The sequence below is a fragment of the Streptomyces sp. NPDC036984 genome (assembly GCF_055607665.1).
This window is the reverse complement of the sequence record NZ_JBVJRL010000002.1, coordinates 524,480-550,569: the sequence shown is the minus strand read 5'-3', so window position 1 is coordinate 550,569 and position 26,090 is coordinate 524,480. Positions and strand designations below refer to the sequence as shown.

The following is a 26,090-nucleotide window of genomic DNA, read 5'->3' as shown; positions in this document are numbered from 1 at the left end:
CCGCGTCGACGGACGCAAAAAAGCCCCGTCCCGGTGCGTACGGGGGAACACGCACCGGGACGGGGAGCCCGTGGGGACGGGGGTGGCCCGCACGGGGGCCTTCAGCGTGGCCCGCACGGAGGTGCGGGCCCTGCGGCTTGCGCTCGGAGCCGGCTGTTACTTCAGGTGCAGCTGCTGGCCCGGGTAGATGAGGTTGGCGTCCTCGACGATGTCCTTGTTCAGCTCGAACAGCTTCTCCCAGCCGCCCTTGACGCCGTGCTTCTCGGCGATGGTGCTGAGGGTGTCGCCGGTGACGACCTTGTACTCGCCGTCACCCTTCTTGACCTTCTTGCCGGTCGGGGTGGTGACGGTCTTGCTCGCGGACGCGGCCGGACGCTCGGCGGAGCGGGAGGCGGCCTGCTGGTCGGTGGAGCGGGTGGTGGTGCCGCCCGAGGTCGAGGGGGTGCTCGGGGCGGAGCCGTTGTAGGGGGTGCCGGACAGGCCCGTGCCGCAGACCGGCCAGGCACCCTTGCCCTGCGCGGCGAGGACCTTCTCGGCGACCGCTATCTGCTGCGCCTTGGAGGCCTTGTCGGCGGTCGAGGCGTAGGCGGTGCCGCCGTACGCGGCCCAGGTGGAGGCGGAGAACTGGAGACCGCCGTAGTAGCCGTTGCCGGTGTTGATGGCCCAGTTGCCGCCGGACTCGCACTGGGCGACCGTGTCCCACTCGGCGGCGGTGGCGGCGGAGGCGTTGCCGGCCGCCATCAGCGGGGCGGCGACGGCGGCGCCGGTGACACCGGCGAGCGTGATGGCGCGGACGGCCTTGGACGGGCGACGGTGCTTGCCCTTGCCGGAAAACAGCATGGATCGATCCCCTCACCGACGCCTGCGAGGTGAGCTGTCGGGTTCGGGCCGGTTGAGTTGCCCGGCCACACCTCACGCTGTGCGTGAGGCGCGGCTTCACCCCCAGCCGGTTCCAGCCTCAACTGCTGGTCCCGGCACTTACCTTGGGTCCCCCGCTCCTGCCTGCGGCGCTTGACGCGACGACTGTTCCCGGGCAGCCGCTGGCAGGATTCGGCGTTGCGGATGCCGGGGCTCGCGGTGACGAGCGGCCTCGACCGTAGACACGCGATCCGCGGAATTTCAAAGACGATCAGGGCTTCTGAGACTCATCCCACACTTTCGCCAAATCGGACATTAGGGCGTTAAGTGGGGCGTCAACTCCCGCTACTCCGCGCCCGTTTCGTCCTCGACTTCCAGGGTCTGACCGGCGGTGATGCGGTTCGGGTCGGACCCGATGGCGTTCCTGTTGTCGGCGTAGAGCGCGTGCCACCCGCCGTCGACGTCAAGGGAGTCGGCGATGGAGGCGAGGGAGTCACCCTGACGGACGGTGTAGGTACCCGGTTCGCGCGAGGCATGCCGACCGGACGAGGCGGCTTCCTGACCGTTTGTCACGCTTTCGTCCGCGCTCACACCCCGGTGACGTCCGCCCCCTCCGAGAGCTCCGGTGTCGACCAGGCTCCAGGAACCGGCGGCCTGCTGGGGGTTGTCCGTATTGCCGGTGGCCGGAGCGGCCGGGGACGCACTGTCGGCGCCCTGCGAGCTTCCCCGGTCCGGCGTGGCGGACTTGTCGGACTTGGGGGTGTTGGTCCCGGTGGAACCGGTGGCCGTACCGGCGTCCTTGCCCGGCTTCGTGCTCGGCGTGTCCGTCGTGCCCGAGGAGGAACCGGTACCGGAGCCGGTGTCGGAGTCGGCGCCGTCGGAGGACGGCGAATCCGGCTTGCCGGACGACTGGGAGGTACCGGAGCTGTCGGACTTGTGGCCCGATCCGGACGCGTCACCCGAACCCTCGGCGTCATCGGATTCGCCGACACCCGTGTCGACGTCCACCGAGCCCGAGTCCGTGGTCAACCCGGACAGCAGGGCACAGGTGGCCCAGGGGGCGGTGCCCTTGTCGGCGAGGATCTTCTCGGCGACGGCGATCTGCTGCGAACGGCTGGCCTGGTCGGCGCTGTCCGCGTACTGGGTGCCGCCGTACGTGGCCCAGTCCTCCTGCGAGATCTGGAGACCACCGTAGTAACCGTTGCCGGTGTCCGCACTCCAGGAGCTGCCGCTCTCGCACTCGGCGACCTTGTCCCACGTGGTGCCGTCGGCCGCGTTGGCGCTCGCCGCACCGAGGAGCGGGATGGCGATGGCGGAGCCGGTCACGCCGGCCGCGACGAGGAGGGCGGGAGCCTGGCGGGGGCGACGGTGTCGACCGTTCCCGGAGAGCATGCAGAAGCCTTTCGAGCGACAGCAGGGCCGGCGCGGCGGATGGTGCCCGTCGCCGCGCTGATGGGTGAACGTATCGGCAGACGATCACTTGTCACAAGTTAATGCCGCACAGATCACGTGAAGATCACAGAGTTGAACGTCTGTCATGTCCGCTGGCGAGGCTGTGTTCAGGCGGTGGGGGTGAACTCGACCGGCAGGGTGCGCAGGCCGCGCATGATGAGTCCGCCGCGCCAGCGCAGGTCGGCAGGGTCCGCGGCGAGCCGCAGGTCGGGCAGGCGGGTGAGCAGCGTGGCGAGCGCGGCCTGGCCCTCCAGGCGGGCGAGCGGCGCGCCGAGGCAGTAGTGGATGCCGTGGCCGTAGCCGAGGTGCTGGTTGTCGCGGCGGGCGAGGTCGAGCACGTCCGGGTCGGCGAACCGATCCGGGTCCCGGTCGGCGGCGGCGAGTACGACGAGCACCGGATCGCCCGGCGCGATGTCCTGCCCGCCGATGGTGAGCGGCTCGGTGGCGAACCGCCAGGTGGCCAGCTCCACCGGGCCGTCGTAGCGGAGCAGTTCCTCGACGCCGGTCTCCAGCAGGCCGCGTTCGCCGCGGGCGAGGGAGTCCTGGAGGCGGTGGCGCTGCTCCGGGTGGGTCAGCAGGGCGTAGGTGCCGTTGCCGATGAGGTTGACGGTCGTCTCGAAGCCGGCGAAGAGGAGGATGAAGGCCATGGCGGCGGCCTCGTTCTCGGTGAGGTGCTCGCCGTGGTCGGAGGCGCGGATGAGTCCGGAGATGAGGTCCTCGCCGGGCACGGGCGCGGCGGGCAGCGCCTCGCGCTTCTTGTGGATCAGCTCGGCGAGGTAGCCGCGCATCTTCTTCACCGACCGGGCGACCCCGCCCCGGGGCCCGCCGCCGTGCCGGATCATCATCCCCGCCCAGTCCCGGAAGTCGTCCTGGTCCTCGCGCGGGACGCCGAGCAGGTCGCAGATGGCGTAGATGGGCAGCGGGAAGGCGAACTCGTGGATGAGGTCGGCGGAACCCGCCTTCGCGAACTGGTCGATGAGGTGGTCCGTCAACTCCTGCACCCGGGGCGCGAACTCGGCGACCCGCCGGGGCGTGAACGCCTTGCTGACGAGCCTCCTGAGCCGGGTGTGGTCCGGCGGGTCGATGTTCAGCAGGTGCGTCATCAGCTCGGCCTTGCGCTCGCCGGGGATGCCGGTCTTGCCCTTGGCGTGCGCGGGCTCGTCGTGATGCGCCGGGTTCTTGCTCAGCCGCTGGTCGGCCAGGGCCTGCCGGGCATCGGCGTACCGGGTGACCAGCCATGCCTCGACGCCGCTCGGCAACCGCGTCCGGTGCACGGGGGCGTGCTCGCGCAGCCAGGCGTAGGCGGGGTAGGGGTCGGTGGCGAACTCCCACGTGAAGAGAGCGGGAGCGGTCGGGGGCTGGGGCTGGTCGGTCACTCCTCGACGGTATCGGGAGTGCCTCGGGGGGACCCGGGCGGCCACCGGGGGCGGACCCGGGCGGCTACGGCGGAGACCTGGGCGGCCACCGGGGACGGACCCGGGCGGGCACGAGGGCCGGGCGGCCGCGGGGCGTTGCGGTTACCGGTGATCGAGGGCCGGGGACCGCTGCGCTCCCGCCGGTGCCGGGCACGCTTCTCGGATGCCCCTAAGCGCCCACTCCCTCGGCGGCTCGCACCGCGTCCCGGTACACCCGGGCCGCCGCCCGCAGCGCCGCCTCCGGGTCCACGCCGTCCGCCTCGGCACGGACGGCCAGCGCGAGGAGTTCGTAGCCGATGCCCTCCCCCTTGGGCAGGGGGACTTCCAGGCCCGCCGTACGGACGCGGGAGGCGAGCTTGGCGGCGAGGGCCAGGCCGGGCTGGCCGAGCGGGACGCCGTCCGTGACCGAGGTGCGCCGCTTCTCCTCGGCCTTGGTGCGCAGCCAGTGCTCCTTGACGTCCTCCGGGGTCTCGGCCTTCTCGTCACCGAAGACGTGCGGGTGCCGGTGGATGAGCTTGGCGACGATGCCGCCGGCCACGTCGTCGACGGAGAAGGGCGCCTCCTGGTCCTCCTCGGCGATCCGGGAGTGGAAGACGACCTGGAGGAGAACGTCGCCCAGTTCCTCGCGCAGCTCCGCGCGGTCGCCGGCCTCGATCGCCTCGACCAGTTCGTACGCCTCCTCGATGCCGTACTTCGCCAGGCCCTCGTGGGTCTGCCGGGAGGACCACGGGCACTCGGCGCGGATGCGGTCCATGACCTGCACGAGGTCCAGCAGGCGGGCGCCGGGCAGGTCGTAGGAGGCGGGGAGCAGCTCCAGCTCCGGCATGGCGACCCGGCCGGAGCCGGCGAGCCGGGCGAGGCCGTCGGTGAGCGCGGGCTCGCCCTCGCCCGTCGCCACGACCACCACCGTCCGCCCGCCGGTGCAGGCGTCGACCACTTCCTGCGCGGTGGGGGACGCCTCGGCCACCGCTATCCCGGCCTCGCGCAGATACGGCAGCTGTGGATGCGTGCCGTCCGCGCACAGCACGGCATCGGCGGTGCGCAGGGCCTGCCAGGCGGGCCAGGAGAGCAGACCGGGGGCGACGCGGTGGCTGGTGGTGAGCAGGACGATGCGGCCGGGGGCGGTCTCGGGGCCGGTTGCGGGGCTGGTTTCGTTCACGGTCCGAACGTAACCCACGGCGCGCGGGAGCGGATCGCGTTATCCACAGGGCCGAGGGGGCCGTGTGATCGTATGACCGGAAGGCGCTGCGGATCCGCCGCCGGACCCCTCCGGGACCCCTGCCGGACCGCTACGGACCCCTCCGGGACCCCTGCCGGACCGCTACGGACCCCTGCCGGACCCCTCCGGGACGCTACGGAACCGATGCCGGACCACTGCCGAACCACTGCCGAACCCCTGCGGGACCGCTGCCGTACCGTTCCGGCAGCGGCGCCCGGACGAGCGCGCGCCGCCGGCGGGGCTACGCCGTCAGCGGGTCTCCGCCCGCCGCCGTGACCTCCCGTACCCAGGGCGTCTTGGCGTCCACGCGGCTGCTCTTCTGCACGTCCCAGGAGCCGTAGCGCGGGTTGAGGTCGACGTGGAGTTCCTCGGACGCCTGGGACAGGGCCTTCCAGAAGGCGGGCCGGCTGGTGTCGGTGCCGAGCTTCTCGGCGAGCTTCTGCGCCTCCAGCTGGAGCCGCAGGTTGTCGTCGAGGTGGGCCGGGGCGATGCCGTACTTCTGCAGCCAGGCCGTCTCCAGACCCTTGCTGCCACCGGCCTGCTGTTCCAGGTCCCCGCGCATCTGCTGGATCTCCTTGCGGGTGACCGTGACGCCCGCATCTTGGGCGGCGCGGTGCAGCACCCGGTCGAGCACCATGTTGTGCAGGGTGTCGCGGGTGAGGCTGCTGGTGGAGGAGACGACCTGCTGGTACTGGCTCTCGTCCGGCACCGCGGCCCGCTGAGCCTTGCGGACCTCGCCGACCCGGCTCTCCAGCTGGGCAACGGTGATCCGCTGCCCGCCGACGACGGCCGCGGCGCCCGGATGCGCATCGTTTCCGCAGGCGGTCAGCAGGGGTGCCGCGGCGGCGATCGCGGCGGTGAGGACGAGCGCGGTGCGACGGCGGCGGTGCAAGGAAACCTCCAAGGGAGATTGCAATGACAGGTGCGGCGCGCCAGCGCCTCCGCCGGGGGTGGTGGTCGGGCGACGGGCGGGCGCACAAAGTCTTGCGGTGATCGATGGTAGGCAGTGGGCAGGCCGCGGCCAACCCATTCGACCAACGATTCGCGCGCGCTTCGGGCACCGCCGCGCCGCTCCGGGAGGCGGGCCCCGGCTGTGGCCGGTGAGCTGTCCGGCCCCACGGGCGGTGTGCGGCGTCTGCGCTTCCCGGCTGCCGACGACCGGCCGGGGACCGACGGGAGCTAGCCGCGGACCTGCCCCAGCCACTGGAGGGTCCGCCGGACCTCCACGGCCAGCGGATGACCGGGTCCGTGCAGCCGCTCGACGTCCACGACCAGGCGCGCGAGCGTGTCGTGGGCGGCCGGCCGGTCCCCCAGGGCGAGCAGCAGATGGCCGATGCGGCGGCGGACCTCGTGGGCGAGCTGCGGGTCCCCGGAGACGTACTGGTTCTCGTAGTACGGCAGCAGCGCGCGGTACTCGGCGAGCGCCGCCGCCGGTTCGCCCAGCTGCTCCAGGCACTGCGCGGCCTCGTAGCGGTAGCGCAGGGACTGCGGGTCGGCCTGGCCGGCCTCGGCGGCGCGTTCGTCGGCGAGACGGCGTAGTTCGGGCAGCGCGCGCCGGTACTGGCCGTCGTCCATGAGCGTGGCCGCGTACTGCTTGCGCAGGGTCCGTACGACCGGGGAGTGCGTGCCGTGCTGTTCCGCGGCGGCCGGCAGGATCGCGCCCAGGATGTCGACGGCCTGCGTGATGCGGCCCTCCCCGAGCAGGCGCTTGACCTCGTCCACGGCGGCGGCGACATCGGGCTTCTCGGCCGGCGGCGCCGGGGCGACGGGGGCGGGCTGGGGCGCGGGCGTCCGCGCGCGGTCCGGCCAGGGGGCGTGCGGGCGCAGGAAGGGGCGCGTGGGGTCCAGGGGCGCCCCGGTGGGTGTCCCGCGCGCGGGAAGGAGCAGCGCCAGGTCCTCGTACACCTCCTGCGCGGACGCCGGCCGGTGCTGCGGATCCTTGGCGAGCAGCCGCAGCACCAGGGTTTCGAGCGCCTCGGGGACCTCGGGGCGGATCCGGCGCACGGGCAGCGGAGGCTCGTACAGGTGCCGGTGCAGCACGCCGAGCGCCGTGGAGCCGGCGAACGGCACCTCGCCGCTGAGCAGTTCGTGCATCAGCACGCCGAGCGCGTACAGGTCGGTGTACGGGCCGACCGCACCGCCCATCGCCTGCTCCGGCGCCATGTAGGCGGGCGAGCCGATCGGGGAGCCGGTGTGGGTGAGGCGGGTGGTGTCGGTGTCCATCACCGAGGCCACGCCCAGGTCGAGCACGGTCACCGTGCCGTCCTGCTTCACCATGACGTTGCGGGGCTTCAGGTCGCGGTGCACGATCGGCACGGCGTGCACCGCGCTCAGTACGGCGCACAGTTGCGCGGCCACCGCGACCGCCCACTGCCACGGGTAAGGGTCGTGCTCGGCGAGATGGTCGGAGAGGTCGGCGCCGTCGACGTACTGCATGACGAGGAACAGCTCCTCGCCCTCGCTGCCCGCGTCGTGCACCGTCACCAGGCCGGGGTGGTCCACCTGCGCGGTCACCCGGCACTCGCGCAGGAACCGGCGGCGCAGCTCGTCCGCCTCCTGGCCGGCCACCTTGTCGGGGCGCAGCAGCTTCACCGCCACGCGCCGGTCGAGCCGCCGGTCGTACGCCGTCCACACCTGGCCCATCCCGCCCTGCCCGATGAGCGTGGACAGTTCGTACCGGTCGGCGACGAGACGTCCTGTCGCCACGCTCACCGTCCGCCCTCATGGCCGTCCTGCTTGCGCAGGTAGTCGCTCAGCTCGTCCAGCTCGGCCCGCACCTGGTCGATCCGCGCGGGCGCCGGACGCCGGGGCGGCGGGGTGGCCAGCGGGGGCTGCGGCACGGGTGTGTGCGGCACCGGGGGCGGGGTGTGCGGCCCGGTCGGGGCTGTCGGCATCGGGGTCGGTGTCGGGGTCGGCAGGGTCGGTACGGTCGTCGCGGTGTACGGCGTCGCGGGCGCCGGGTAGCCGTACGCCGGGGCCTGCCGCTGCGCCGCGTACGCCTGCTGCTGGAGCAGGAAGTGCCGGATGTCCGCCGCGAGGTAGTACGCGATCGCGGCCACGAGCGTGCCGAGCAGGAGCAGGATGCCCACATAGCCGCCGGTGGTGTGGATCTCGTCGCCGGGCTCGATCGCCACCAGCGTGATGCTCAGGACGTCGGCGGCGAGCACCGCCACGAACAGGCCCCAGTCCAGCGACCGGCGCGTGACGGCCGCCAGTCGCAGCATCATCGCCCAGGCCAGGAAGCCGATGGTGAGGATCCCGAGCGCCACGAACAGCACACGCAGGAAGACCAGCCACGCGGTGTGCGGCGGCTGCTTCACCGGCTGTCCGTAGCCGTGGCCTTGCATGGCTGCTCCTGATCCTGAAGGGGGCGTCCCCGCCCGTCCGGCGTGGTCCGCGGGGGCGGACAACGCCGGTCGTGCGATTGTCGCTTCGAGCATATGGCCCGGCAGGGACAAGCGGTCCGGGTTGTACCGAACCGTTGTCCGGGGGCCGGTGCGGGACCAGCGGGATCAGTCGGGGGCGACCGTACCGTCCGTCAGTCCGTCGTACATCCCGCGCACGAGCTGCTCCCCGAGCCGGCTCGCGTGCCTGAGCGCCCGCTCGAACTCGTCGAGTGCGCGGAAACGCGCGCCGTAGCGCCGCTGTTCCTCCAGCGGGAGCCGGGGCAGTTGGAGCCGGCGCACGTCCAGGCGGGTCGCCGTGGAGGCGTAACTGCTGGCCTGCCGGTTGTTGGCGGTACCGCGCAGGAACCCGGCGAGGAACCATGGGTCGAGTGCCGTGCCGTCGGGGCGCAGCAGCACGAGGCTGCGCCCCAGGGCGGCGCCCCCCGTCGCCTCGTCGATCACGCGCGCCACCGAGCCCCCGCCGAGCACCGGTACGACGACATCGCCCGGCTCGGTCAGCACCGCCTCCTCCTCGCTCTCGGGAAGCGTGCCCGAAGGCGCCGTTCCGGCCAGCACGTCATGGTCGGTGAGCACCGGCACGCGCGCGTGGCCGCCGTTTCCGCCGGTACGCATCACCAGCGCGCCCCCGCGCGCGAGTTCGCCGACGGTGGTGAGCGGCCAGCGCGCGGGCGGCGCCGGGTCGGCGGGGGGCGGGGTGAGGTCGGCGGTCAGGCGCAGGGTGGCACCGAGCCGCTCGCGCACCTGCGTGAGCTGTTCCGCGCCGTCGGCGACGGCGGCCGGCGGCAGGTGGCGGGCGGGGGCCAGGTCCACGTCGTCGTCGAGGAGGTCGATGACCGGCAGGGAACGGGCGAGTCCCGGCCGCTCGTCCAGGCCCCCGGTGCGCGCGAAGGCGCGCCAGGCGTCCATGACGGCGTCCCGTACCGCCTCCCAGTCCGGGCCGCCCCGCCCTTCCCCGGCGAACCTCCCCGTGTCCACGAGCAGCACCTCGGGCGTGACGGGTGTCCGGTCGGGCCGGCGCAGCACCCACAGGTGCAGCGGGATGTTGTACGGCGGCGCGGCGCCGACCGGCAGCGCGACCACGGCCCGCAGGGCGCCCCGGCGCAGCAGGTCGGCGCGGATCCGGCGCCCGGAACGGCGGGAGGCGGCGGCCGGCGGCATGAGCAGCACGGCGGTACCGCCGTCGGTCAGCCGGGCCAGCGCGTGCTGCACCCAGGCCAGCTCGGACTCGGTGCGCGCCGGGAAGCCGTACTCCCAGCGGGGGTCGTAGGCGAGTTCGTCGTGGCCCCAGTTGCGCTCGTTGAACGGCGGATGGCACAGGACCGCGTCGGCGCGCAGCTCCGGGTGGGCGTCGGCGCGCAAGGTGTCGCCGGCGGCGGCGCGCACGGTGGCCCGGCTGTGCAGCGCGAGCCGCAGCGCGCTGAGCGCGGCGAGGTCGGGAGCGCTGTCCTGGGCGTACATCTCCTGGTCGGGGCGGGTGTCCACGGCGCGCAGCAGGGCGCCGGTGCCGCAGGCGGGGTCCAGGACGGTACGGGCCGGACCGGCGAGGTCGGCCATGAGACCGGCGAGCTCGGCCGGGGTGAGCGTGTACTGGCGCGGGTTGGCGTCCAGGTGCCGGCCTAGCAGGAACTCGAACGTCTGCCGCGCCCCCACCTCGGCGGCGAGTTCGGCGGCACCGCGGAGGAGGGGGACGGAGGGGAGGAGTTGGGGGCCGGTGGGGGTGGGGACGGCTGGGGCGGGGACGGCGGGGGTGCTTGGCGCGGTTGGTGGGGCTGGAGTGGTTTCTGGGGCTGAGGTGGCCCACGTGGCTGATGCGGCTGGCGTGAGCTGTGGGGCTTCTGGGCCACTTGTGGTCGGCGCCGTCGGCGCGTTGTGAACGGTCGAGGCGCTGTGAGCGGTTGGCGCGTTGTGAACGGCCGATGCACCGTGAACGGTCGGCGAGGTGTTCACGCCCGGCGGTGTCGGAGACGAGTTCACAGCGGAAGCCGTCCGCGACGGGTTCACACCGCTGCTCCTGGCGCCGGTGTCGCCACTGTCGGCGGGGTTGCCGCTGTCGCCGGTGTTGCCCCTGTCTCCGGTATTCGCAGAAAGCGGCCCGTTCACAGTCGCCGCGGCGGTCCGCGACCGCCCGCTGTGAACCGCGTGCCCGCGCGCGCCGCCGAAACGCGGTGTCAGCACCTCCTCCAGCGCACCGGGCAGGATCGCGGCCAGCCGTGCGTCGGAACCGGCGCTCGCGTCGAGCCAGACGGTGGGGCGCTCATGGATCAGCAGCAGCGCGCAGCCGGTGTGCACCAGCGCCGTCAGCGGCCCGTCCGGGTGGCCCGCGAGCTGCTGCCAGACCCGCTCGCGCAGCGGGACCTCGGCGAGTTTGCCCTGCTTGCGCAGCCATGCCTCGACCTCGGCGAGCGCGAAGGACGGACTGGTCTCGGTGCCGCCGACCGGCTTGGGGAAGTCGGCGTGCCGGCGGCGCCAGTTGCTGACGGCGGCACGGCCCACTCCGGCGAGCCGCGCGATACCGGCCGCGGTCACCTCTGTCGCGTTGTCCTGCACCGGCCTCGCTCCCCTCGTCCCATGTGTGCACAGAGCATACCGGCGTACACAAGACCGCCGGATTCACGGGCGTGTACTAGTCCGAAGCTGTGAACCGTGTTGACTCGGTTCACAAGCTCTGGTCTTATTGACCCAGCGAACGAGCGGCCACCGGAGGGGGAGGCCGCCGCATTCGGGAGGGTTTTGCCATGGGCATGAAGGCCAAGGTCGCGCTCGGTGCCGTTGTGGGAATCGTCGTCATCGGAGCCGTGTCCGCGAACGCGGGCAGCGACGGCAAGGACGGCGGTTCCGGCGGCAGCGGCAAGGGCTCCTCGGCGTCGGCCGAGCACAAGTCCGGTGGCAAGAAGGACGCGGGGGGCGCGAAGGCGGCCGAGGAGAAGAAGGCCGCCATCGACGGTGACGGCGAGTACCAGGTGGGCTCCGATGTGAAGCCGGGGACGTACCGCACGACCGGCAACACGGACGACATGTGCTACTGGGAGCGCGCCAAGGACGCCTCGGGCGAGATGGACTCGCTGCTGGCCAACGACAACGTCACCGGCACGAGTTACGTCACCGTCAAGGCCACCGACAAGGTGTTCAAGTCCAGCGACTGCAAGGGCTGGGAGGCCGTGGACCCGAAGGCGAAGGGCGCGCCCGGCTCGTCGATGGACGGCGACGGAGGCATGTTCAAGGTCGGCACGGACATCGCGCCGGGCACCTACAAGTCGACCGGGAACGCCGACGACTCCTGCTACTGGGAGCGTACGAAGGACGCCGACCACGGGCTGAACTCGATCATCGCCAACAACAACGTCACCGGCACGGCCGTCGTCACCATCAGCCCGTCGGACGCCTACTTCAAGACCACCGGCTGCGGTGACTGGAAGAAGGCCTGACCCGTCCGGTCGTCCCGGGCGCGGGGTGTGCGGTCCCCCACCGCACGCCCCGGCCCACCCCGCTCCCCCCGCTTCTCCCGCTCCCCCCACCACCCCACCGCGTCCGGACGGGCCTGACCGGCTCCCGGCCGTGGGACCTGCGCCCGGGCGGCGAACTCCGTCCCGGACGCCGTACGGCCTGCCGTACACACTCCCCTGTTTCACCCACCTCTGAAGGACTGTCATGCGTCTCTCGTCCCGTGCCGCCACGCTGATCGCCGTCGCGGCGCTCCCGCTGGCCCTGTCGGCCTGCTCCTCTTCCTCCGACTCGCCCTCCGACACCGGTGCGAGCGCCAAGGCGAAGGACCCCAACGCCGGTCTGTTCACCGGCACGCAGCTGAAGAAGGCGCTGGCGCCCGCGTCGGCCTTCCCGGCCGGGCTCACCGTCGAGGCCGACGGCGCCTCGGACAGCGGGGCCAAGTTCCTCGCTCCGTCGAGCAGGAAGACCGCGAAGCCGGACTGCACCCGGCTGGAGGGCACCTCCTGGATCCAGGTGACCGGTTTCGAGGGAGGCGTGTCCTTCGCGCAGAACGACTACGTGAACCAGGACAAGACCGAGGAAGTGGCCCAGGAGATCGACGCGTTCCAGGGCACCACGGCGAAGACGGTGATGAAGCAGCTGGAGTCCGTCGCGGGCGGGTGCGCCACCTTCACGGACACGGACACGCACGCCAAGGTGAAGGTGACGGGCCGGTCCACGGCCGGGCTCGGCGACGAGGCGTACACGATGACGCTGTCGAGCGGCGCCTGGGAGACCGGCACCACCCTCATCGCGGCCCGTTCCGGCAACAACGTGGTCACCGTGCTGTCCACCGCGGGCAGCGACGACGGTGCCGCCGCCGCGAAGAAGGTGACGACCCGGATCCTGGGCTCCCTGAAGAACGGGTCGGCCGCGTGACCCGCGGGACGGGCGGGCCGGCCTGATCACTGTGACCTGGCGCCGGGGCGGGAGCCGCGGGTCAGGTCACAGCGGGTGCCGCATCCATACGTTGGGTTCCACGTAGACGGCGTAGTCGCGCTCCGGTTCGCAGCGCACCGGGACGAGTGCGCCGGGCACCTCGACGTCGCCCGCCGTGTCGAAGGGCAGCCCGGTCCAGCGGCGCCACTCCTCCAGTGAGCCGCTCACGGTCATGGAGGCCGGGGCGATGGAGTCGATGGCGGCGCCGGCCCGGGCGTGGACGCGCAGCCACGGGTCCTCGGGCAGTCCGTCGGGGCGGACCCGGTGGGCGTACTCGGTGATCGGGGTGTGCGGCTCGCGGTGCTTGGCGTTCGGGCGGACGGGGGCGACGACCTCACGGAAGCCGCGGGCGCGGGCGTTGTCGCGCATCGCCGAGAGCATGGCGGCGGACAGACCGTGGCCCTGGGCGTGCGGGGCGATGGTGACCGAGATGGCGCTCACGGTGTCCGGGCGGGTGCCGCGGCGCAGATCGGCGAAGGCCCACGCGAGGACCTGGTCCCAGCCCCGTGCGGGCAGGGTGCGCCGGCCGTCCGTATCGAGGGCGAACGGCACGCTCCAGGCGTGGGCGACGACCTGACCGTCCTCGTCCTCGGCGAACAGGGCGTACTCCGGCAGTTCGGTGGGGATGCGGCCGTAGTGGGTGTCGCCCACGGGGTCGTTGGTGACGAACTCGGGCCATGTGTCGGTCATGCCGAGCACCGCCGACAGCCGGTCGGGCCGCTCGGCGAGGCTGCTCACCTTGATGTCCATACCGGTCACGGTAAGCGGTGCGCACCCGGCGAGACAGCGCTGCACCTGGCCGCCGGGCGGGTCACCGGGCCCGGAAGCGCTCGGGGGCCTTCGTCGGGTTGCCGCCGGTGGGGAGCTTCTGGCCGGGGCAGCCGGCGAGGACCTTCTTCATGGCGGCCTGCTCGGCGGCGGTGACCCACAGGCCGTACTTCTTCTTGACGGCGACCTGGGCGGCGACATAGGTGCACCGGTACGACTTGTCGGGCGGCAGCCAGGTGGCCGTGTCGCCGTCTCCCTTGCCGCGGTTGGTGCGCGCGTCGACCGCGAGGAGGTTGAGGGGGTCGTTGGCCAGCGCTATGCGCTTGCTGGGATCCCAGTATTTGGCGCCCTTCTGCCAGGCGTCGGAGAGGGCGACGATGTGGTCGATGTCGACCTGGCTGCGGCCTCGCCGGTAGGTGATGTCCTTGCCGGAGTAGGGGTCGTGTTCCAGCAGGCCGGAGGAGACCTTGCAGGTGCCGCCGGTGAACTTCACCTGCCTCAGATCGCGTTTGAGGATGTCGTCGCGGGTGTCGCAGGAGTTGGAGTCGGTGTCCGCCCAGGCGGTGCCGAACCGGGCCCGGGAGTAACCGGTCTTCGGGGCCCGCCCCTTGACGGTCAGTGAGCCGGCGGCGGCCAGGGCCGCGCCCCCGCCGCCGGTCTCCTCGGGCCCCGAGGTTCCCTCAGTCTGCTCGGCCGTGCAGCCGGTGACGGCGACCAGCATGGCCACGGCGGTGGCCACGCCGCCCCTCAGACGCCTCACGGTGCGCCCCCCTCTCGCCCTGGTCCGCCCTGGCCCGCTCTGCGGTACGGCGGATCGTTCCGCTCCCCACGGTAACTCCCCTTCGGCGCCCACCAGATGGTGCATAAAGGGGCAATTACCGGGCAAGCCGGGCGGGAGTGGGAGAACGCGAGTCGACCGGTCCCCGCACCCGGGCACCGCCGGCCCCGCCCCCGGGCACCGCCGGCTAGCCCAGGATCGAGGTGAGGAACTCGCCGACCCAGGCCAGCAGCTCGCGGCCGACCAGCGGCTTGCCGCCGACCTTCGCCGTCTTCGGGCGCGGGACCAGCACCTGGTGCGCGGCCGGCTTGATGACCGTGCCCGGGTAGAGCCGCTTGAGGCGCAGCTCCTGCGACTCGCGCAACTCCACGGGTGCGAAGCGGATGTTGGTGCCCTGGAGCACGATCTCGCCCACGCCGCACGCGCGCGCGAGCATCCGCAGCCCGGCCACCAGCAGCAGGTTCTCCACCGGTTCGGGCAGCTTGCCGTAGCGGTCGGTGAGTTCCTCGCGGACGGCCTTGACGTCCTCCTCCGAGTTGGCGGAGGCGATGGCCCGGTACGCCTGGAGGCGCAGCCGCTCGCCGGGGGCGTAGTCGTGCGGGACGTGCGCGTCGACCGGCAGCTCGATCTTGACCTCGAGCGGCGGCTCCTCCTCGATCCCGCCGGTCTCCAGCTGGCGCCGGTAGTCGGCGACGGCCTCGCCGACCATGCGGACGTACAGGTCGAAGCCGACGCCCGCGATGTGCCCGGACTGCTCGCCGCCGAGCAGGTTTCCGGCGCCGCGGATCTCCAGGTCCTTCATCGCGACGTACATGCCCGCGCCCATCTCCGTGTGCTGGGCGATCGTCGCCAGGCGCTCGTGCGCGGTCTCCGTCAGCGGCTTCTCCGGCGGGTACAGGAAGTACGCGTAGCCGCGCTCGCGGCCCCGGCCGACGCGGCCGCGCAGCTGGTGCAGCTGGGACAGGCCGAAGGTGTCGCCGCGCTCCACGATCAGCGTGTTGGCGTTGGAGATGTCGATGCCCGACTCCACGATCGTGGTCGACACCAGCACGTCGAACTTCTTCTCCCAGAAGTCGACGACCACCTGCTCCAGCGCGGATTCCGACATCTGGCCGTGGGCCGTCGCGATGCGCGCCTCGGGCACGATCTCGCGCAGCCGCGCGGCCGCGCGGTCGATGGACTCGACCCGGTTGTGGATGTAGAAGACCTGGCCCTCGCGCAGCAGCTCGCGGCGGATGGCCGCGCCGATCTGCCTCTCCTCGTAGGGCCCGACGAAGGTGAGCACCGGGTGGCGCTCCTCCGGCGGAGTGGTGATCGTGGACATCTCGCGGATGCCGGTGACCGCCATCTCCAGGGTGCGCGGGATCGGGGTCGCCGACATGGTCAGCACGTCGACGTTGGCGCGGAGCTTCTTCAGCTGCTCCTTGTGCTCGACGCCGAAGCGCTGCTCCTCGTCCACGATGACCAGGCCGAGGTCCTTGAACCTGGTCTCGGACGAGAAGAGGCGGTGGGTGCCGATGACGATGTCCACCGAGCCCTCGCGCAGGCCCTCCAGGACGGTCTTCGCCTCGGTGTCGGTCTGGAAGCGGGAGAGCGCCTTCACGCTCACCGGGAACTGCGCGTACCGCTCCGAGAACGTCCCGAAGTGCTGCTGCACCAGCAGGGTCGTCGGGACGAGGACGGCCACCTGCTTGCCGTCCTGTACGGCCTTGAAGGCGGCGCGTACGGCGATCTCGGTCTTGCCGTAGCCGACGTCGCCGCAGACCAGCCGGTCCATCGGGACCGACTTCTCCATGTCCTCCTTGACCTCGGCGATGGTGGTGAGCTGGTCGGGGGTCTCCGCGTAGGGGAAGGCGTCCTCCAGCTCGCGCTGCCAGGGCGTGTCGGAGCCGAACGCGTGGCCGGGGGCGGCCATGCGCGCGCTGTACAGCTTGATCAGGTCGGCGGCGATCTCCTTGACGGCCTTCTTCGCGCGCGCCTTGGTCTTCGTCCAGTCGGCGCCGCCGAGGCGGTGCAGGGTGGGGGCCTCGCCGCCGACGTACTTGGTGATCTGCTCCAGCTGGTCGGTCGGGATGTAGAGGCGGTCGCCGGGCTGGCCGCGCTTGGCGGGCGCGTACTCGACCACCAGGTACTCGCGTGTGGCGCCCTGCACGGTGCGCTGCACCATTTCGATGTAGCGGCCGACGCCGTGCTGTTCGTGGACGATGTAGTCGCCCGGCTCCAGGGTGAGCGGGTCGATCGTCTTGCGGCGGCGGGCCGGCATGCGGGCGCCGTCGCGGCTCGCGGTGCGCTGGCCGGACAGGTCGGTCTCGGTGAGCACGGCGAGCTTGAGCGCCGGGTCCACGAAGCCGTACTCGATCGATCCGCAGGAGACGTGCACCACTGAGGGGCTCAGCTCGCCGAGGTCGGAGTCGAGGCGGGCCGCGATGCCCTCGCCGCCGAGCACCTCCACCGTGCGGGCGGCCGGGCCGTGGCCCTCGGTGACGAACACCGTGCGCCAGCCGTCGGCGAGCCAGCCCTTGGTGTCGGCGAGCGCCCGCGCGGTGTCGCCGCGGTAGGTCTCGGGGGCGTGCATGCCGAGCTTGAGGGTGTCCGCCTCGAGTTCGAGATCGGCCGCGAACGGCGACACGGACCACCACATCATGTCCAGCTCGCGCGCGCGGTCGCGGACGTCGGCGATGGACCACAGGGAGGCCGCGCCGACGTCGATCGGAGCCTCGCCGCCGCCGGCGGTGGCCGCCCAGGACGCCTGGAGGAACTCCTGGCTGGTCGCCACCAGGTCGGCGGCGCGCGTGCGGACCCGCTCGGGGTCGCAGACGACGGCCATGGCGCCCTTGGGCAGCACGTCGAGCAGCAGCTCCATGTCGTCCACCAGGACCGGGGCGAGGGACTCCATGCCCTCCACCGCGATGCCCTCGGCGATCTTGCCGAGCAGTTCGCCCAGCTCCGGGTGGTCTTCGGCGAGGGCACGCGCGCGTGCGCGTACGTCGTCGGTGAGCAGCAGTTCCCGGCACGGGGGCGCCCACAGGCCGTGCTCGGCGACTTCCAGGGAGCGCTGGTCGGCGACCTTGAAGTAGCGGATCTCCTCGATCTCGTCGCCCCAGAACTCGATGCGCAGGGGGTGTTCCTCGGTGGGCGGGAACACGTCCAGGATGCCGCCGCGTACGGCGAACTCGCCGCGCTTCTCGACCAGCTCCACGCGCGCGTAGGCGGCCGCCGCGAGGGCTTCCACGACCTCGTTCAGATCGGCGGTCCGGCCGGTCTTCAGGGATACCGGTTCCAGGTCGCCCAGGCCCTTGACCTGTGGCTGGAGCACGGAGCGCACGGGGGCGACGACGACGGAGACCGGGCCGGTCTCCGGGTCGTCCGGGCTGGGGTGGGCCAGCCGGCGCAGGACGGCGAGACGACGGCCCACGGTGTCGCTGCGCGGGCTGAGCCGCTCGTGCGGGAGGGTCTCCCAGGAGGGGTACTCCACGACGCCCTCTTCGGGCAGCAGGGAGCGCAGGGCGGCGGCCAGGTCCTCGGCCTCCCGGCCGGTCGCCGTGACCGCCAGCACCGGGTGACCGGCATCGCGGGCCAGGGCGGCGACCGCGAAGGGGCGGGCCGCCGGGGGGCCGACCAGGTCGACGTGCGGGCGGTTGCCGTCCGCTGCCGCCTTGATCGCTTCCGCGAGGGCGGGGTCCTTGACGACGGCGTCGAGCAGACCGTGCAGGCTCATGGAGGGGCTTTCCGTCCAGGGGGTCGGCAACACGAAGGGCCCGACTCGTGTGACGGGCCGGGGGTGTCCAGCGTACGACTCCGTCGGGGTTGCCGTCGGAGCCTGTGGACAACTCCGCTTCCTGGTGCCCGGTGCCGCAGCCGGCCTCCCAGTGCGCTTCGCCCTCCGCACCCCGGCCCATGCCACCCGCCACCCGACTCGGCCGGGCCGAGACCGGCCAAGCAGAAACCCGGTGCCGGAAGTCCCAGGACTCCCCGGCACCGGGTCCTCCCCCGCAACCCCCGTATGCGGTGGTCGTCGGCCCGGCCCGCGCGGCTAGTCCGTCGCGATGGCGTTCAGGACGTTCATCCTGCCCGCCCGGAACGCCGGGATCAGCGCGGCGAACAGGCCCACGAAGGCCGAGCCGGCGAAGACGGCGATGATCGTCGGCCAGGGGATCTCCAGGACGTGCAGGCCCTCCAGCGCGAGGAGCTTCTGGGCGGTCGCGCCCCATCCCATGCCGAGGCCGAGGCCGAGCAGGGCGCCGAAGACGGCGATCACCACGGACTCCAGGCGGATCATGCGGCGCAGTTGGCGGCGGGAGAGGCCGATGGCCCGCATGAGGCCGATCTCCCGGGTCCGCTCGACCACCGACAGGGCGAGGGTGTTCACGACACCCAGGACCGCGACGATGATCGCGAGGGCCAGCAGGCCGTAGATCATGTTGAGCAGCTGGCCGATCTGGTCCTTCAGCGCCTTCTTGTAGTCGGTCTGGTCGCGCACGGTCAGGGCCGGGTCGTCGCGCAGCGCCGACTTCAGCGCCTGGTAGGCGGCCGCCTGCCGCCCGTCCTCGGCGGTGGCGAACACCAGCTGGTCGAGGGGCATCCGGTCGGCCGGCACGTACCTCGCGGCCGTGGCGATGGAGGCGTACATCGCGCCCTTGTCGACCACGACGTCGTCGCTGGTGATCGCGCGGACCGTCAGCTTCGCCGTCCTGCCGTCCGCGAAGTCGACCGCGACCGTGGAGCCCAGCTTGATGCCGTGCTTGTCGGCGAAGCCCTCGAAGACGGACATGGAGTCCGGCTTGTAGGCGTCGGCGAGGTTGCCGGCGACCGTCTTGGTGCGCACGTCCTGCGCGTAGGTCGGGTCGGCCGCGTTGATCGTCTCGTCCTTGGAGACACGACCGTCCGGCGTGGTCAGGGACGCTTTCAGGATCTTGTACTCGGTGACCCGCGCCAGGCCGGGCGTGTCCTTGATCTTCCGCACCATCTGCGGGTTGACCATCTTGTACTCCTGGTCGCCCCGGATGATGAAGTCCGTGCCGACGGTCTTGTCCAGCTGGTCGGTGGCGGAGGCGACCATGGAGGAGCCGACCACCGACAGGCAGGCCACCAGGGCCAGGCCGATCATCAGGGCGGCACCGGTGGCGCCGGTGCGGCGCGGGTTGCGCAGCGCGTTGCGCTCGGCCATCCGGCCCACGGGCCCGAACATCCGCAGCATGACCGCGGCGAGGACGCGGACCACGCCGGCGGCGAGCAGCGGCCCGATGACGACGAAGCCGATCAGGGAGAGCACCACGCCCGCGCCCAGCCAGCCCGAGCCGGCCTTGGCCTTGTCGGCGGTGGCGGCGACGTACAGGCTCCAGCCGCCGGCGGCGGTCAGGAGCAGGCCGAGGACGGCCCGGACTGCTCCGGCCCTGGCGTCGGCCGGGGCACCCGCGTCGCGCAGGGCGGCCATCGGTGAGACCTTGCCGGCGCGCCGGGCGGGCAGGTAGGCCGCGAGGACGGTGACGATCACGCCGAGGAGCAGGCCGGCCGCCGGGGTGGTCCAGGCGACGGTCAGGTCGTCGGTGGACAGGTTCATGCCCATCCGGCCCATGAGCTTCATCAGGCCGATCGCGATGCCGACGCCCGCGCCGACACCGAGCACGGAGCCGAGGACGCCGAGCAGCAGCGCCTCGACCAGCACGGACCGGTTGACCTGCCTGCGGGAGGAGCCGATGGCGCGTATCAGGCCGATCTCGCGGGTGCGCTGGGCGACCAGCATGGAGAAGGTGTTGATGATCAGGAAGATGCCGACCAGGAAGGCGATCCCGGCGAAGCCGAGCATGGCGTACTTCATGACGTTCAGGAAGCTCTGGACGTCCTTCTGGTTGGCGTCGGCGACCTCCTTGGCCGTCTGCACCTTGTAGCGGTGGCCGAGGGCGGCGGTGACGTTCTGCTTGAGCCGGGCGTCCGGCACGCCCGTGGCGGCGGTGACGTTGATGTTGGTGTAGACGCCGGTCCGGCCGACGAGGGTCTGCTGGGCGGTCCGGGTGTCCAGGTAGAAGATCGCCGCGCCGGGGTTGGTGACCTTGAAGGCGGCGACGCCGGACACGCGCGCGTGGTGCGTACCGACGGCCGTGATCACACCGATCTCGTCACCGAGCTTCAGGTCGTGCTTGTCGGCGGTGTCGGCGTCGACCATCACCTGGTCGGGGCCCTTGGGCGCGTTACCGGAGGTGATCTCCATGGTGCGGGCGTCGTTGCCGTTCCAGCTGCCCACGATGGTGGGCGCGCCGCTGCTGGGCGACAGCTTGTCCCTGTCGGCGTCGATGACGGTCACCGCGGTGGAGAACACGGTGCCCTCGGCCGACCTGACACCGTCGGCCGTGCGGACCTCACCGAGCACCGAGGCCGGCACGACCGGCGGCTTGCCGGTGCGGGAGATAGTCTGCCCGGTGTCGGAGGAGCCCTTGGCGCTGACCGTCACGTCCGAGGCGGTCGCCTGGAACAGCTTGTCGAAGGTGGTGTTCATCGTGTCGGTGAACACGAGCGTGCCGCACACGAACGCCACCGACAGCAGCACCGCCGTCGCCGACAGCGCCATGCGCCCCTTGTGCGCGAGGAAGTTGCGCAGCGAGGTCTTCAGGACGGTCATGACGTACGCCCCCGGGCGTCGAAGTCCTTCATGCGGTCCAGGACCTGATCGGCCGTCGGGTGGTGCATCTCGTCGACGATCCGGCCGTCGGCGAGGTAGAGCACACGGTCGGCGTAGGAGGCGGCCACGGGGTCGTGGGTGACCATGACGATGGTCTGGCCGAGTTCGTCCACCGAGCGGCGCAGGAAGCCCAGCACCTCGGCACCCGCGCGCGAGTCGAGGTTTCCGGTCGGCTCGTCCCCGAAGATGATCTCCGGGCGGGCGGCGAGCGCACGGGCCACGGCGACGCGCTGCTGCTGGCCGCCGGAGAGCTGGGTGGGCCGGTGCTTGAGGCGGCCGGCGAGCCCGACGGTCTCCACGACCCGGTCCAGCCAGGCCCTGTCCGGCTTGCGTCCGGCGATGTCCATGGGCAGCGTGATGTTCTCGATCGCGTTGAGCGTCGGCAGCAGGTTGAACGCCTGGAAGATGAAGCCGATCCGGTCCCGGCGCAGCTGGGTGAGCTTCTTGTCCTTCAAGCCGGTGATCTCGGTCTCGTCCAGGTGGATGTGACCGCTCGTCACCGTGTCGAGCCCGGCGAGGCAGTGCATCAGGGTGGACTTGCCGGACCCGGAGGGGCCCATGATCGCGGTGAACTGGCCGCGGGCGATGTCCACGTCGACGTGGTCAAGGGCCACCACCCGGGTCTCGCCGGACCCGTACGCCTTCACGACCTGCCGCGCCCGCGCGGCAACGGCCGCACTCCCTCCCGCCGCCCGACCACCGCTCCTCATCGAGGCGCTCCGCGCCACACCTTCTGAATCGCCCCCGTGCCTGGGAATGCCTACAGCCGATGTCACGGTATGTCTCCTATGTCGGTCAGCAAGTCGGTGGTGAGTGCCCCGGGATGCCGGGTGTCGTCTGGGTACGTCGATGAGTCTGGCGGGAGGCCGGGGTGCCGCGCGCTGGTGCGAAGCCCCGTCTTTCCGGGGGGAAAACCCCACCTCCGCCGGTGCGGCCCGCCGCCCCCCAGCGGCGTAAAGCCAGGTTAAGGAGCGCACCCGGCCGGTCTCGTCCTCCGCCGGGAGGAACCCGCCCCGAGCCGTAGTACGGAGGTACCCCTAGGGGCGCTCCACCGCCGGGTGGAGCGGTTCTCGGGGTCGCCTCCACCCTTCGGTGCGGAAAGCCTCCACCCTGCCGCCGCGTCAGGGTCAAGCCCGGGATGCCGTGGGAAGCTGTCGTTCCGAAGACAGGTGCAGGGGGCACCGAGATGGCTTCCGGCGGGAAGCACGGGAGGGGTGTGCGGTGGGGAGTACGACACCGGCGATACGCGGCGGCGCCGCCCGGCGGCAGGGCACCGGGCGGCGGGGCGCGGTGGTCGCCGCGCTCATGCTGACGATGGCACTGGCGGCGCTCGACTCCACCGTCGTCTCCACGGCCGTACCGCAGATCGTCGGCGACCTCGGCGGGTTCTCCGTCTTCTCGTGGCTGTTCTCCGGCTATCTGCTCGCCGTCACCGTCTCGCTGCCCCTCTACGGCAAGCTGTCCGACACCTTCGGCCGCAAGCCGGTGCTGGTGGTGGGCGCGGCCGTGTTCCTGCTGGGTTCGCTGCTGTGCGCGGCGGCCTGGAACATGGGCTCGCTGATCGCGTTCCGGATCGTGCAGGGCCTGGGCGGCGGGGCGCTGCAGGGCACGGTCCAGACGCTGGCCGCCGATCTGTATCCGCTGGCCGAGCGCCCGAAGATCCAGTCGAAGCTGTCCACGGTGTGGGCGGTGGCCGCGGTGGCCGGTCCGGGGCTCGGCGGCGTGCTGGCCGCCTACGCGGACTGGCGCTGGATCTTCCTGGTCAACCTGCCGATCGGCGCCGCCGCGCTGTGGCTGATCGTCCGTCACCTGAAGGAGCCCGAGCGGGAGAACGTCGGCCACGCGCGCGTGGACTGGGCCGGCGCGCTCGCGGTGTTCGCGTGCGGCGGGGTGCTGCTGACCGCGCTGGTGCAGGGCGGGGTCGCCTGGCCGTGGCTGTCGGCGCCGTCGCTGGCCCTGTTCGGCACGGGCCTCGCCCTGGCCGCGGTGGTGGTCGTGGTGGAACGGCGGGCCGCGGATCCGGTCATCCCGGGGTGGGTGTGGCGGCGCCGGACCATCGCGGCCGTCAACCTGGCGCTCGGCGCGCTGGGCCTGCTGATGGTGGCGCCGTCGGTGTTCCTGCCGACGTACGCGCAGTCGGTGCTCGGCCTCGCGCCCGTGGCCGCCGGGTTCGTGCTGTCGGTGTGGACGCTCAGCTGGCCGGTATCGGCCGCGCTCAGCCAGCACATCTACCGGCGGATCGGCTTCCGGGACACCGCGCTGCTCGGCATCGGCCTGGCGGCGCTGGTCCTGTGCGCGTTCCCGTTCCTGCCGTATCCCGGGTCGTGGTGGCAGCCGACACTGCTGATGCTGCTGCTGGGCGGGGCACTGGGGCTGTTCCAGCTGCCGCTGATCGTCGGGGTCCAGTCGACCGTGGGCTGGTCGGAGCGGGGAACCACGACCGCGTCGGTGCTGTTCTGCCGGCAGACCGGCCAGACCGTCGGCGCGTCCCTGTTCGGCGCCGTCGCCAACGGGGTGCTGGCCGCGCGGCTGGGCGGTGCGGGCGACCTGGACTCCGTCACGCGCGCGCTGGACGGCGGTACGGCTCCGGAGGCGACCCGGCGGGCGATCGCCGAGGCGGTCCACGCGGTGTACCTCGGCGCGGCGGCCTCGGCGGCACTGGCGTTCATGGTGCTGCTGGTGGTGGCGCCTCGTCGGTTCCCGGTGCTCCAGGAGTGAATCCCGCTCTCACCGAGGGGCGTTGACGCGGGTAGCACGCCAGTCGGACCCCTTTTCGCGGGGAAAGCGCATACCGACCGGCCAGTTCGGTGAAAACGCCGCGCGTCCGGCGACCCGCGAGTAGCGTGCGTGGCTCCGCTCCCCACCTCCCTGCGGTCCGCCGCCACGGACCCGAGCCGCGCAAGGAGCCCCGGGATGTCCTACGACCCGCCGCACCCGTCGCATCCGTCGCAGTCGCCGTACCCGCCACGATCGCCGTACCCGCCACCGTCGCCGTACCCGCCGTACACCGCACACCCGTCGTCCGCATCGTCCGCGTCGTCCATGTCGTCCATGTCGTCCATGTCATCCGCGTCGTACCCGACCTACCCCTGGCAGCCGCCCGCGCCGCCCGAACCGGTCCGTCGGCCGCCGCGCGAACCCCTCGGCCACCACAGCGACCTGCGGCTGCTGCGCAGCGCCTACCGCTGGCAGCGGCGCACCGCCACACTCACCGCGCTGGGCTACTTCACGCTGTTCCTCCTGCTGTCCGCGTACGCGCCCGGCTTCATGACGAGCACTGTCACCGACGGCATCCCGGCCGGCCTGCTGCTCGCCCTGCTCCAACTCCCGGTCACCTTCCTGGCGATCGCCCTGTACGAGCACACCGCGCGCCGGCAGGTCGATCCGCTCGCCGAGCACATCCGCAGGCAGGCCGAGCTGGACGCGCGCCGGGGAGCGACGCGATGACCGGCGCCGCGGGCTCCCCGGCCGGCCCGATGTCCACCGGCTTCAGCGACTCCGCCCAGACCATGTCCCTGGTCGCCTTCTCCGCCGTCGCCACGCTGACCCTGCTGCTGTGCGTGATGACCGGCCCCGACCGGGACGATCTCGACGAGTTCTACACCGGCTACGGCTCCCTGTCCCCGCTGCGCAACGGCCTCGCCATCGCCGGCGACTACATCTCCGCCGCCACCGTCCTCGGCACCGGCGGGGTGATCGCCCTGTGCGGCTACGACGGGGTCGTCCTCGCCCTCAGCACGGCGCTGTCGCTGATGCTGCTGATGTTCCTGCTGGCCGAACCGCTGCGCAACGCCGGCCGGTTCACCATGGGGGACGCGCTCGCCCGCCGGCTGCCCGGCCGCGGTGTCCGCATCACGGCGTGCGCGGTGACCATCGCCGCGCTGCTGCCGCTGATGCTGGTCCAACTGGCCGCGACCGGACAGCTGATGGCGTTCATCCTGGGGTTCCGCGGCGAGTCCCTGCAGACCGGGTGTGTCCTGGGACTCGGCGTCCTCATGATCGCTTACGCGGCGATCGGCGGGATGAAGGGCACCGCGCTCATCCAGATCCTGAAGATCGTGATGCTGCTCGGTTCGGGCGCCGTGGTCGCCCTGCTGATCCTGCGCCGCTTCGACTGGGACCCGGGCGCCCTGTTCACCGCCGCGGCGGCCCGGAGCGGGGCCGGACAGGACTTCCTGCGCTCCGGGCTGGAGTTCGGCACCACACCCGGATCCCGCGCCGACATGATCGCCTCGGAGCTGACCGTCGTGCTCGGCGGCGCCTGCCTGCCCCACGTCACCATGCGCATGTACACCGCCTCCAGCGCCCGCCAGGTACGCCGCTCGATGTCCTGGGCCGTCTCCCTCGTCGCCCTGTTCGTGCTGGTCATCACGGTGGTGGGATTCGGCGCCACGGCGCTGCTCGGGCGTACGGCGATCGCCGCGGCCGACCCGCAGGGCAACACGGCGTATCTGCTGGGCACGCGCGCGGTGTTCGGCGCCGACGTGTCGGCGGCGGAGACCGTCCTGTTCACCACGGTCACCACCGCGATCTTCCTGACCCTGCTCGCCTCGGTGGCCGGGATGATCCTCGCCTGCGCCAACTCCCTGGCGCACGACGTGTTCGCGGCCCGGGTCCAGGAGATGCCGGCCCGTCGCGAGATGGCGCTGGCCCGCGCCTCGGCGCTCGCCACCGGAGTGCCGACGATCCTGCTGGCCACCCTGGTGCAGCACCACAGCCTCCAGCCCCTGGTGACGCTCTCCTTCTGCCTGGGGGCCTCGGCCCTGGCGCCCGCCCTGGTCTACGGCCTCTTCTGGCGCCGCTACACCCGCGGCGGGCTGCTGGGCACGCTGATCGGGGGCTCGCTGACCGTGCTGCTGCTCATGCCGGGCACCAAGCTCGTCTCCGGGTCGCCCGTCTCGGCGTTCCCGCACGCCGACTTCAACTGGTTCCCCTTCACCACGACCGGCATCGTGTCCATCCCGGCCGGCTTCTTCTTCGGCTGGCTGGGCACGGTGCTGTCGGACCGCGCCGAGGCGGCGCGGCAGCGACGCCAGTACGAGGCGGTGGAGGGGTGGATTCTGGCAGGGGCGGTACGCAAGAGGAGTTGACGGGG

19 protein-coding genes and 1 riboswitch are annotated in these 26,090 nt (G+C 72.3%); of the genes, 5 read left to right on the top strand and 14 right to left on the bottom strand.

From position 1 onward, the window contains the following. Positions 1-156: 156 nt before the first annotated feature. The 8 genes from ACZ7DL_RS06495 to ACZ7DL_RS06460 all read right to left on the bottom strand — a co-directional run bounded on the left by ACZ7DL_RS06495 (position 157) and on the right by ACZ7DL_RS06460 (position 10,898). Positions 157-840, bottom strand: a complete 684-nt coding sequence (locus tag ACZ7DL_RS06495) for a transglycosylase family protein (protein ID WP_470771863.1) — start codon at positions 838-840, stop codon at positions 157-159. Between the two features lie 4 nt (positions 841-844). Next, positions 845-1,020, bottom strand: a riboswitch (cyclic di-AMP (ydaO/yuaA leader). Between the two features lie 183 nt (positions 1,021-1,203). Beyond that, entirely contained in the window at positions 1,204-2,250 is a 1,047-nt protein-coding gene (locus ACZ7DL_RS06490) for a transglycosylase family protein (RefSeq protein ID WP_470771861.1), read from the bottom strand. Positions 2,251-2,417: 167 nt separating this feature from the next. Continuing rightward, a complete protein-coding gene (locus tag ACZ7DL_RS06485; protein WP_470771859.1) occupies positions 2,418-3,686 on the bottom strand; it encodes a cytochrome P450 family protein in 1,269 nt (422 codons plus the stop codon). A gap of 208 nt (positions 3,687-3,894) precedes the next feature. Continuing rightward, positions 3,895-4,884: a nucleoside triphosphate pyrophosphohydrolase gene (locus ACZ7DL_RS06480; protein WP_470771858.1), complete on the bottom strand. Its 990-nt coding sequence runs from the start codon at positions 4,882-4,884 to the stop codon at positions 3,895-3,897. 301 nt (positions 4,885-5,185) lie between these two features. Continuing rightward, on the bottom strand, positions 5,186-5,836 hold the full coding sequence (locus ACZ7DL_RS06475; RefSeq protein ID WP_470771857.1) for a SurA N-terminal domain-containing protein: 651 nt from the start codon (positions 5,834-5,836) through the stop codon (positions 5,186-5,188). 287 nt (positions 5,837-6,123) lie between these two features. Next, positions 6,124-7,614 (bottom strand): protein kinase domain-containing protein, encoded by a 1,491-nt coding sequence (locus tag ACZ7DL_RS06470; protein WP_470771997.1) that lies wholly within the window; start codon positions 7,612-7,614, stop codon positions 6,124-6,126. Between the two features lie 38 nt (positions 7,615-7,652). Continuing rightward, positions 7,653-8,291: a hypothetical protein gene (locus ACZ7DL_RS06465; protein WP_470771855.1), complete on the bottom strand. Its 639-nt coding sequence runs from the start codon at positions 8,289-8,291 to the stop codon at positions 7,653-7,655. 165 nt (positions 8,292-8,456) lie between these two features. After that, positions 8,457-10,898: an N-6 DNA methylase gene (locus tag ACZ7DL_RS06460; RefSeq protein WP_470771854.1), complete on the bottom strand. Its 2,442-nt coding sequence runs from the start codon at positions 10,896-10,898 to the stop codon at positions 8,457-8,459. A gap of 188 nt (positions 10,899-11,086) precedes the next feature. Between ACZ7DL_RS06460 and ACZ7DL_RS06455 the strand changes: the two genes are divergently transcribed. Together ACZ7DL_RS06455 and ACZ7DL_RS06450 are read left to right on the top strand one after the other, a co-directional pair. Beyond that, positions 11,087-11,776 (top strand): hypothetical protein, encoded by a 690-nt coding sequence (locus ACZ7DL_RS06455; RefSeq protein WP_470771852.1) that lies wholly within the window; start codon positions 11,087-11,089, stop codon positions 11,774-11,776. 223 nt (positions 11,777-11,999) lie between these two features. Beyond that, complete coding sequence (locus ACZ7DL_RS06450; protein ID WP_470771851.1) at positions 12,000-12,713, top strand: hypothetical protein; 714 nt, start codon at positions 12,000-12,002, stop codon at positions 12,711-12,713. Between the two features lie 66 nt (positions 12,714-12,779). On the opposite strand, the gene ACZ7DL_RS06445 is transcribed toward ACZ7DL_RS06450, so the two are convergent. The 5 genes from ACZ7DL_RS06445 to ACZ7DL_RS06425 all read right to left on the bottom strand — a co-directional run bounded on the left by ACZ7DL_RS06445 (position 12,780) and on the right by ACZ7DL_RS06425 (position 21,771). After that, the gene (locus tag ACZ7DL_RS06445) at positions 12,780-13,523 is read right to left on the bottom strand and encodes a GNAT family N-acetyltransferase (protein WP_470771850.1); all 744 of its coding nucleotides are present in this window, start codon (positions 13,521-13,523) and stop codon (positions 12,780-12,782) included. 61 nt (positions 13,524-13,584) lie between these two features. Then, a complete protein-coding gene (locus tag ACZ7DL_RS06440) occupies positions 13,585-14,301 on the bottom strand; it encodes an HNH endonuclease family protein (protein WP_470771848.1) in 717 nt (238 codons plus the stop codon). 205 nt (positions 14,302-14,506) lie between these two features. Next, positions 14,507-18,037, bottom strand: coding sequence for a transcription-repair coupling factor (gene mfd / locus ACZ7DL_RS06435; RefSeq protein WP_470771846.1), 3,531 nt, complete (start codon positions 18,035-18,037; stop codon positions 14,507-14,509). A gap of 315 nt (positions 18,038-18,352) precedes the next feature. Further along, positions 18,353-20,935, bottom strand: a complete 2,583-nt coding sequence (locus ACZ7DL_RS06430) for an ABC transporter permease (protein ID WP_470771844.1) — start codon at positions 20,933-20,935, stop codon at positions 18,353-18,355. Continuing rightward, positions 20,932-21,771, bottom strand: coding sequence for an ABC transporter ATP-binding protein (locus ACZ7DL_RS06425; protein WP_470771842.1), 840 nt, complete (start codon positions 21,769-21,771; stop codon positions 20,932-20,934). The genes ACZ7DL_RS06430 and ACZ7DL_RS06425 overlap by 4 nt, the downstream gene beginning before the upstream one ends. A 445-nt stretch (positions 21,772-22,216) precedes the next feature. On the opposite strand from ACZ7DL_RS06425, the gene ACZ7DL_RS06420 reads away from it, so the two are divergent. Then, entirely contained in the window at positions 22,217-23,713 is a 1,497-nt protein-coding gene (locus tag ACZ7DL_RS06420; RefSeq protein ID WP_470771841.1) for an MFS transporter, read from the top strand. A 200-nt stretch (positions 23,714-23,913) separates the two neighbouring features. Here the strand turns inward: ACZ7DL_RS06420 and ACZ7DL_RS06415 are convergent, their stop codons facing one another. Continuing rightward, on the bottom strand, positions 23,914-24,057 hold the full coding sequence (locus ACZ7DL_RS06415) for a hypothetical protein (RefSeq protein WP_470772011.1): 144 nt from the start codon (positions 24,055-24,057) through the stop codon (positions 23,914-23,916). On the opposite strand from ACZ7DL_RS06415, the gene ACZ7DL_RS06410 reads away from it, so the two are divergent. Together ACZ7DL_RS06410 and ACZ7DL_RS06405 are read left to right on the top strand one after the other, a co-directional pair. After that, a complete protein-coding gene (locus ACZ7DL_RS06410) occupies positions 24,038-24,442 on the top strand; it encodes a DUF485 domain-containing protein (protein ID WP_470771839.1) in 405 nt (134 codons plus the stop codon). The genes ACZ7DL_RS06415 and ACZ7DL_RS06410 overlap by 20 nt on opposite strands. After that, the gene (locus ACZ7DL_RS06405) at positions 24,439-26,085 is read left to right on the top strand and encodes a sodium/solute symporter (RefSeq protein WP_470771837.1); all 1,647 of its coding nucleotides are present in this window, start codon (positions 24,439-24,441) and stop codon (positions 26,083-26,085) included. Before ACZ7DL_RS06410 ends, ACZ7DL_RS06405 begins: the two co-directional genes overlap by 4 nt. Positions 26,086-26,090: the final 5 nt, after the last annotated feature.

Excerpts from the sequence above, each read along its gene's own strand:
- ACZ7DL_RS06430 (WP_470771844.1), bottom strand. The coding sequence starts at position 20,935 with ATGACCGTCCTGAAGACCTCGCTGCGCAACTTCCTCGCGCACAAGGGG.
- ACZ7DL_RS06450 (WP_470771851.1), top strand. The coding sequence starts at position 12,000 with ATGCGTCTCTCGTCCCGTGCCGCCACGCTGATCGCCGTCGCGGCGCTC.
- ACZ7DL_RS06445 (WP_470771850.1), bottom strand. The coding sequence starts at position 13,523 with ATGGACATCAAGGTGAGCAGCCTCGCCGAGCGGCCCGACCGGCTGTCG.
- ACZ7DL_RS06415 (WP_470772011.1), bottom strand. The coding sequence starts at position 24,057 with ATGGACGACATGGACGACATGGACGACGCGGACGATGCGGACGACGGG.
- ACZ7DL_RS06455 (WP_470771852.1), top strand. The coding sequence starts at position 11,087 with ATGGGCATGAAGGCCAAGGTCGCGCTCGGTGCCGTTGTGGGAATCGTC.
- ACZ7DL_RS06465 (WP_470771855.1), bottom strand. The coding sequence starts at position 8,291 with ATGCAAGGCCACGGCTACGGACAGCCGGTGAAGCAGCCGCCGCACACC.
- ACZ7DL_RS06405 (WP_470771837.1), top strand. The coding sequence starts at position 24,439 with ATGACCGGCGCCGCGGGCTCCCCGGCCGGCCCGATGTCCACCGGCTTC.
- ACZ7DL_RS06495 (WP_470771863.1), bottom strand. The coding sequence starts at position 840 with ATGCTGTTTTCCGGCAAGGGCAAGCACCGTCGCCCGTCCAAGGCCGTC.
- ACZ7DL_RS06410 (WP_470771839.1), top strand. The coding sequence starts at position 24,038 with ATGTCGTCCATGTCGTCCATGTCATCCGCGTCGTACCCGACCTACCCC.
- ACZ7DL_RS06490 (WP_470771861.1), bottom strand. The coding sequence starts at position 2,250 with ATGCTCTCCGGGAACGGTCGACACCGTCGCCCCCGCCAGGCTCCCGCC.
- mfd (WP_470771846.1), bottom strand. The coding sequence starts at position 18,037 with ATGAGCCTGCACGGTCTGCTCGACGCCGTCGTCAAGGACCCCGCCCTC.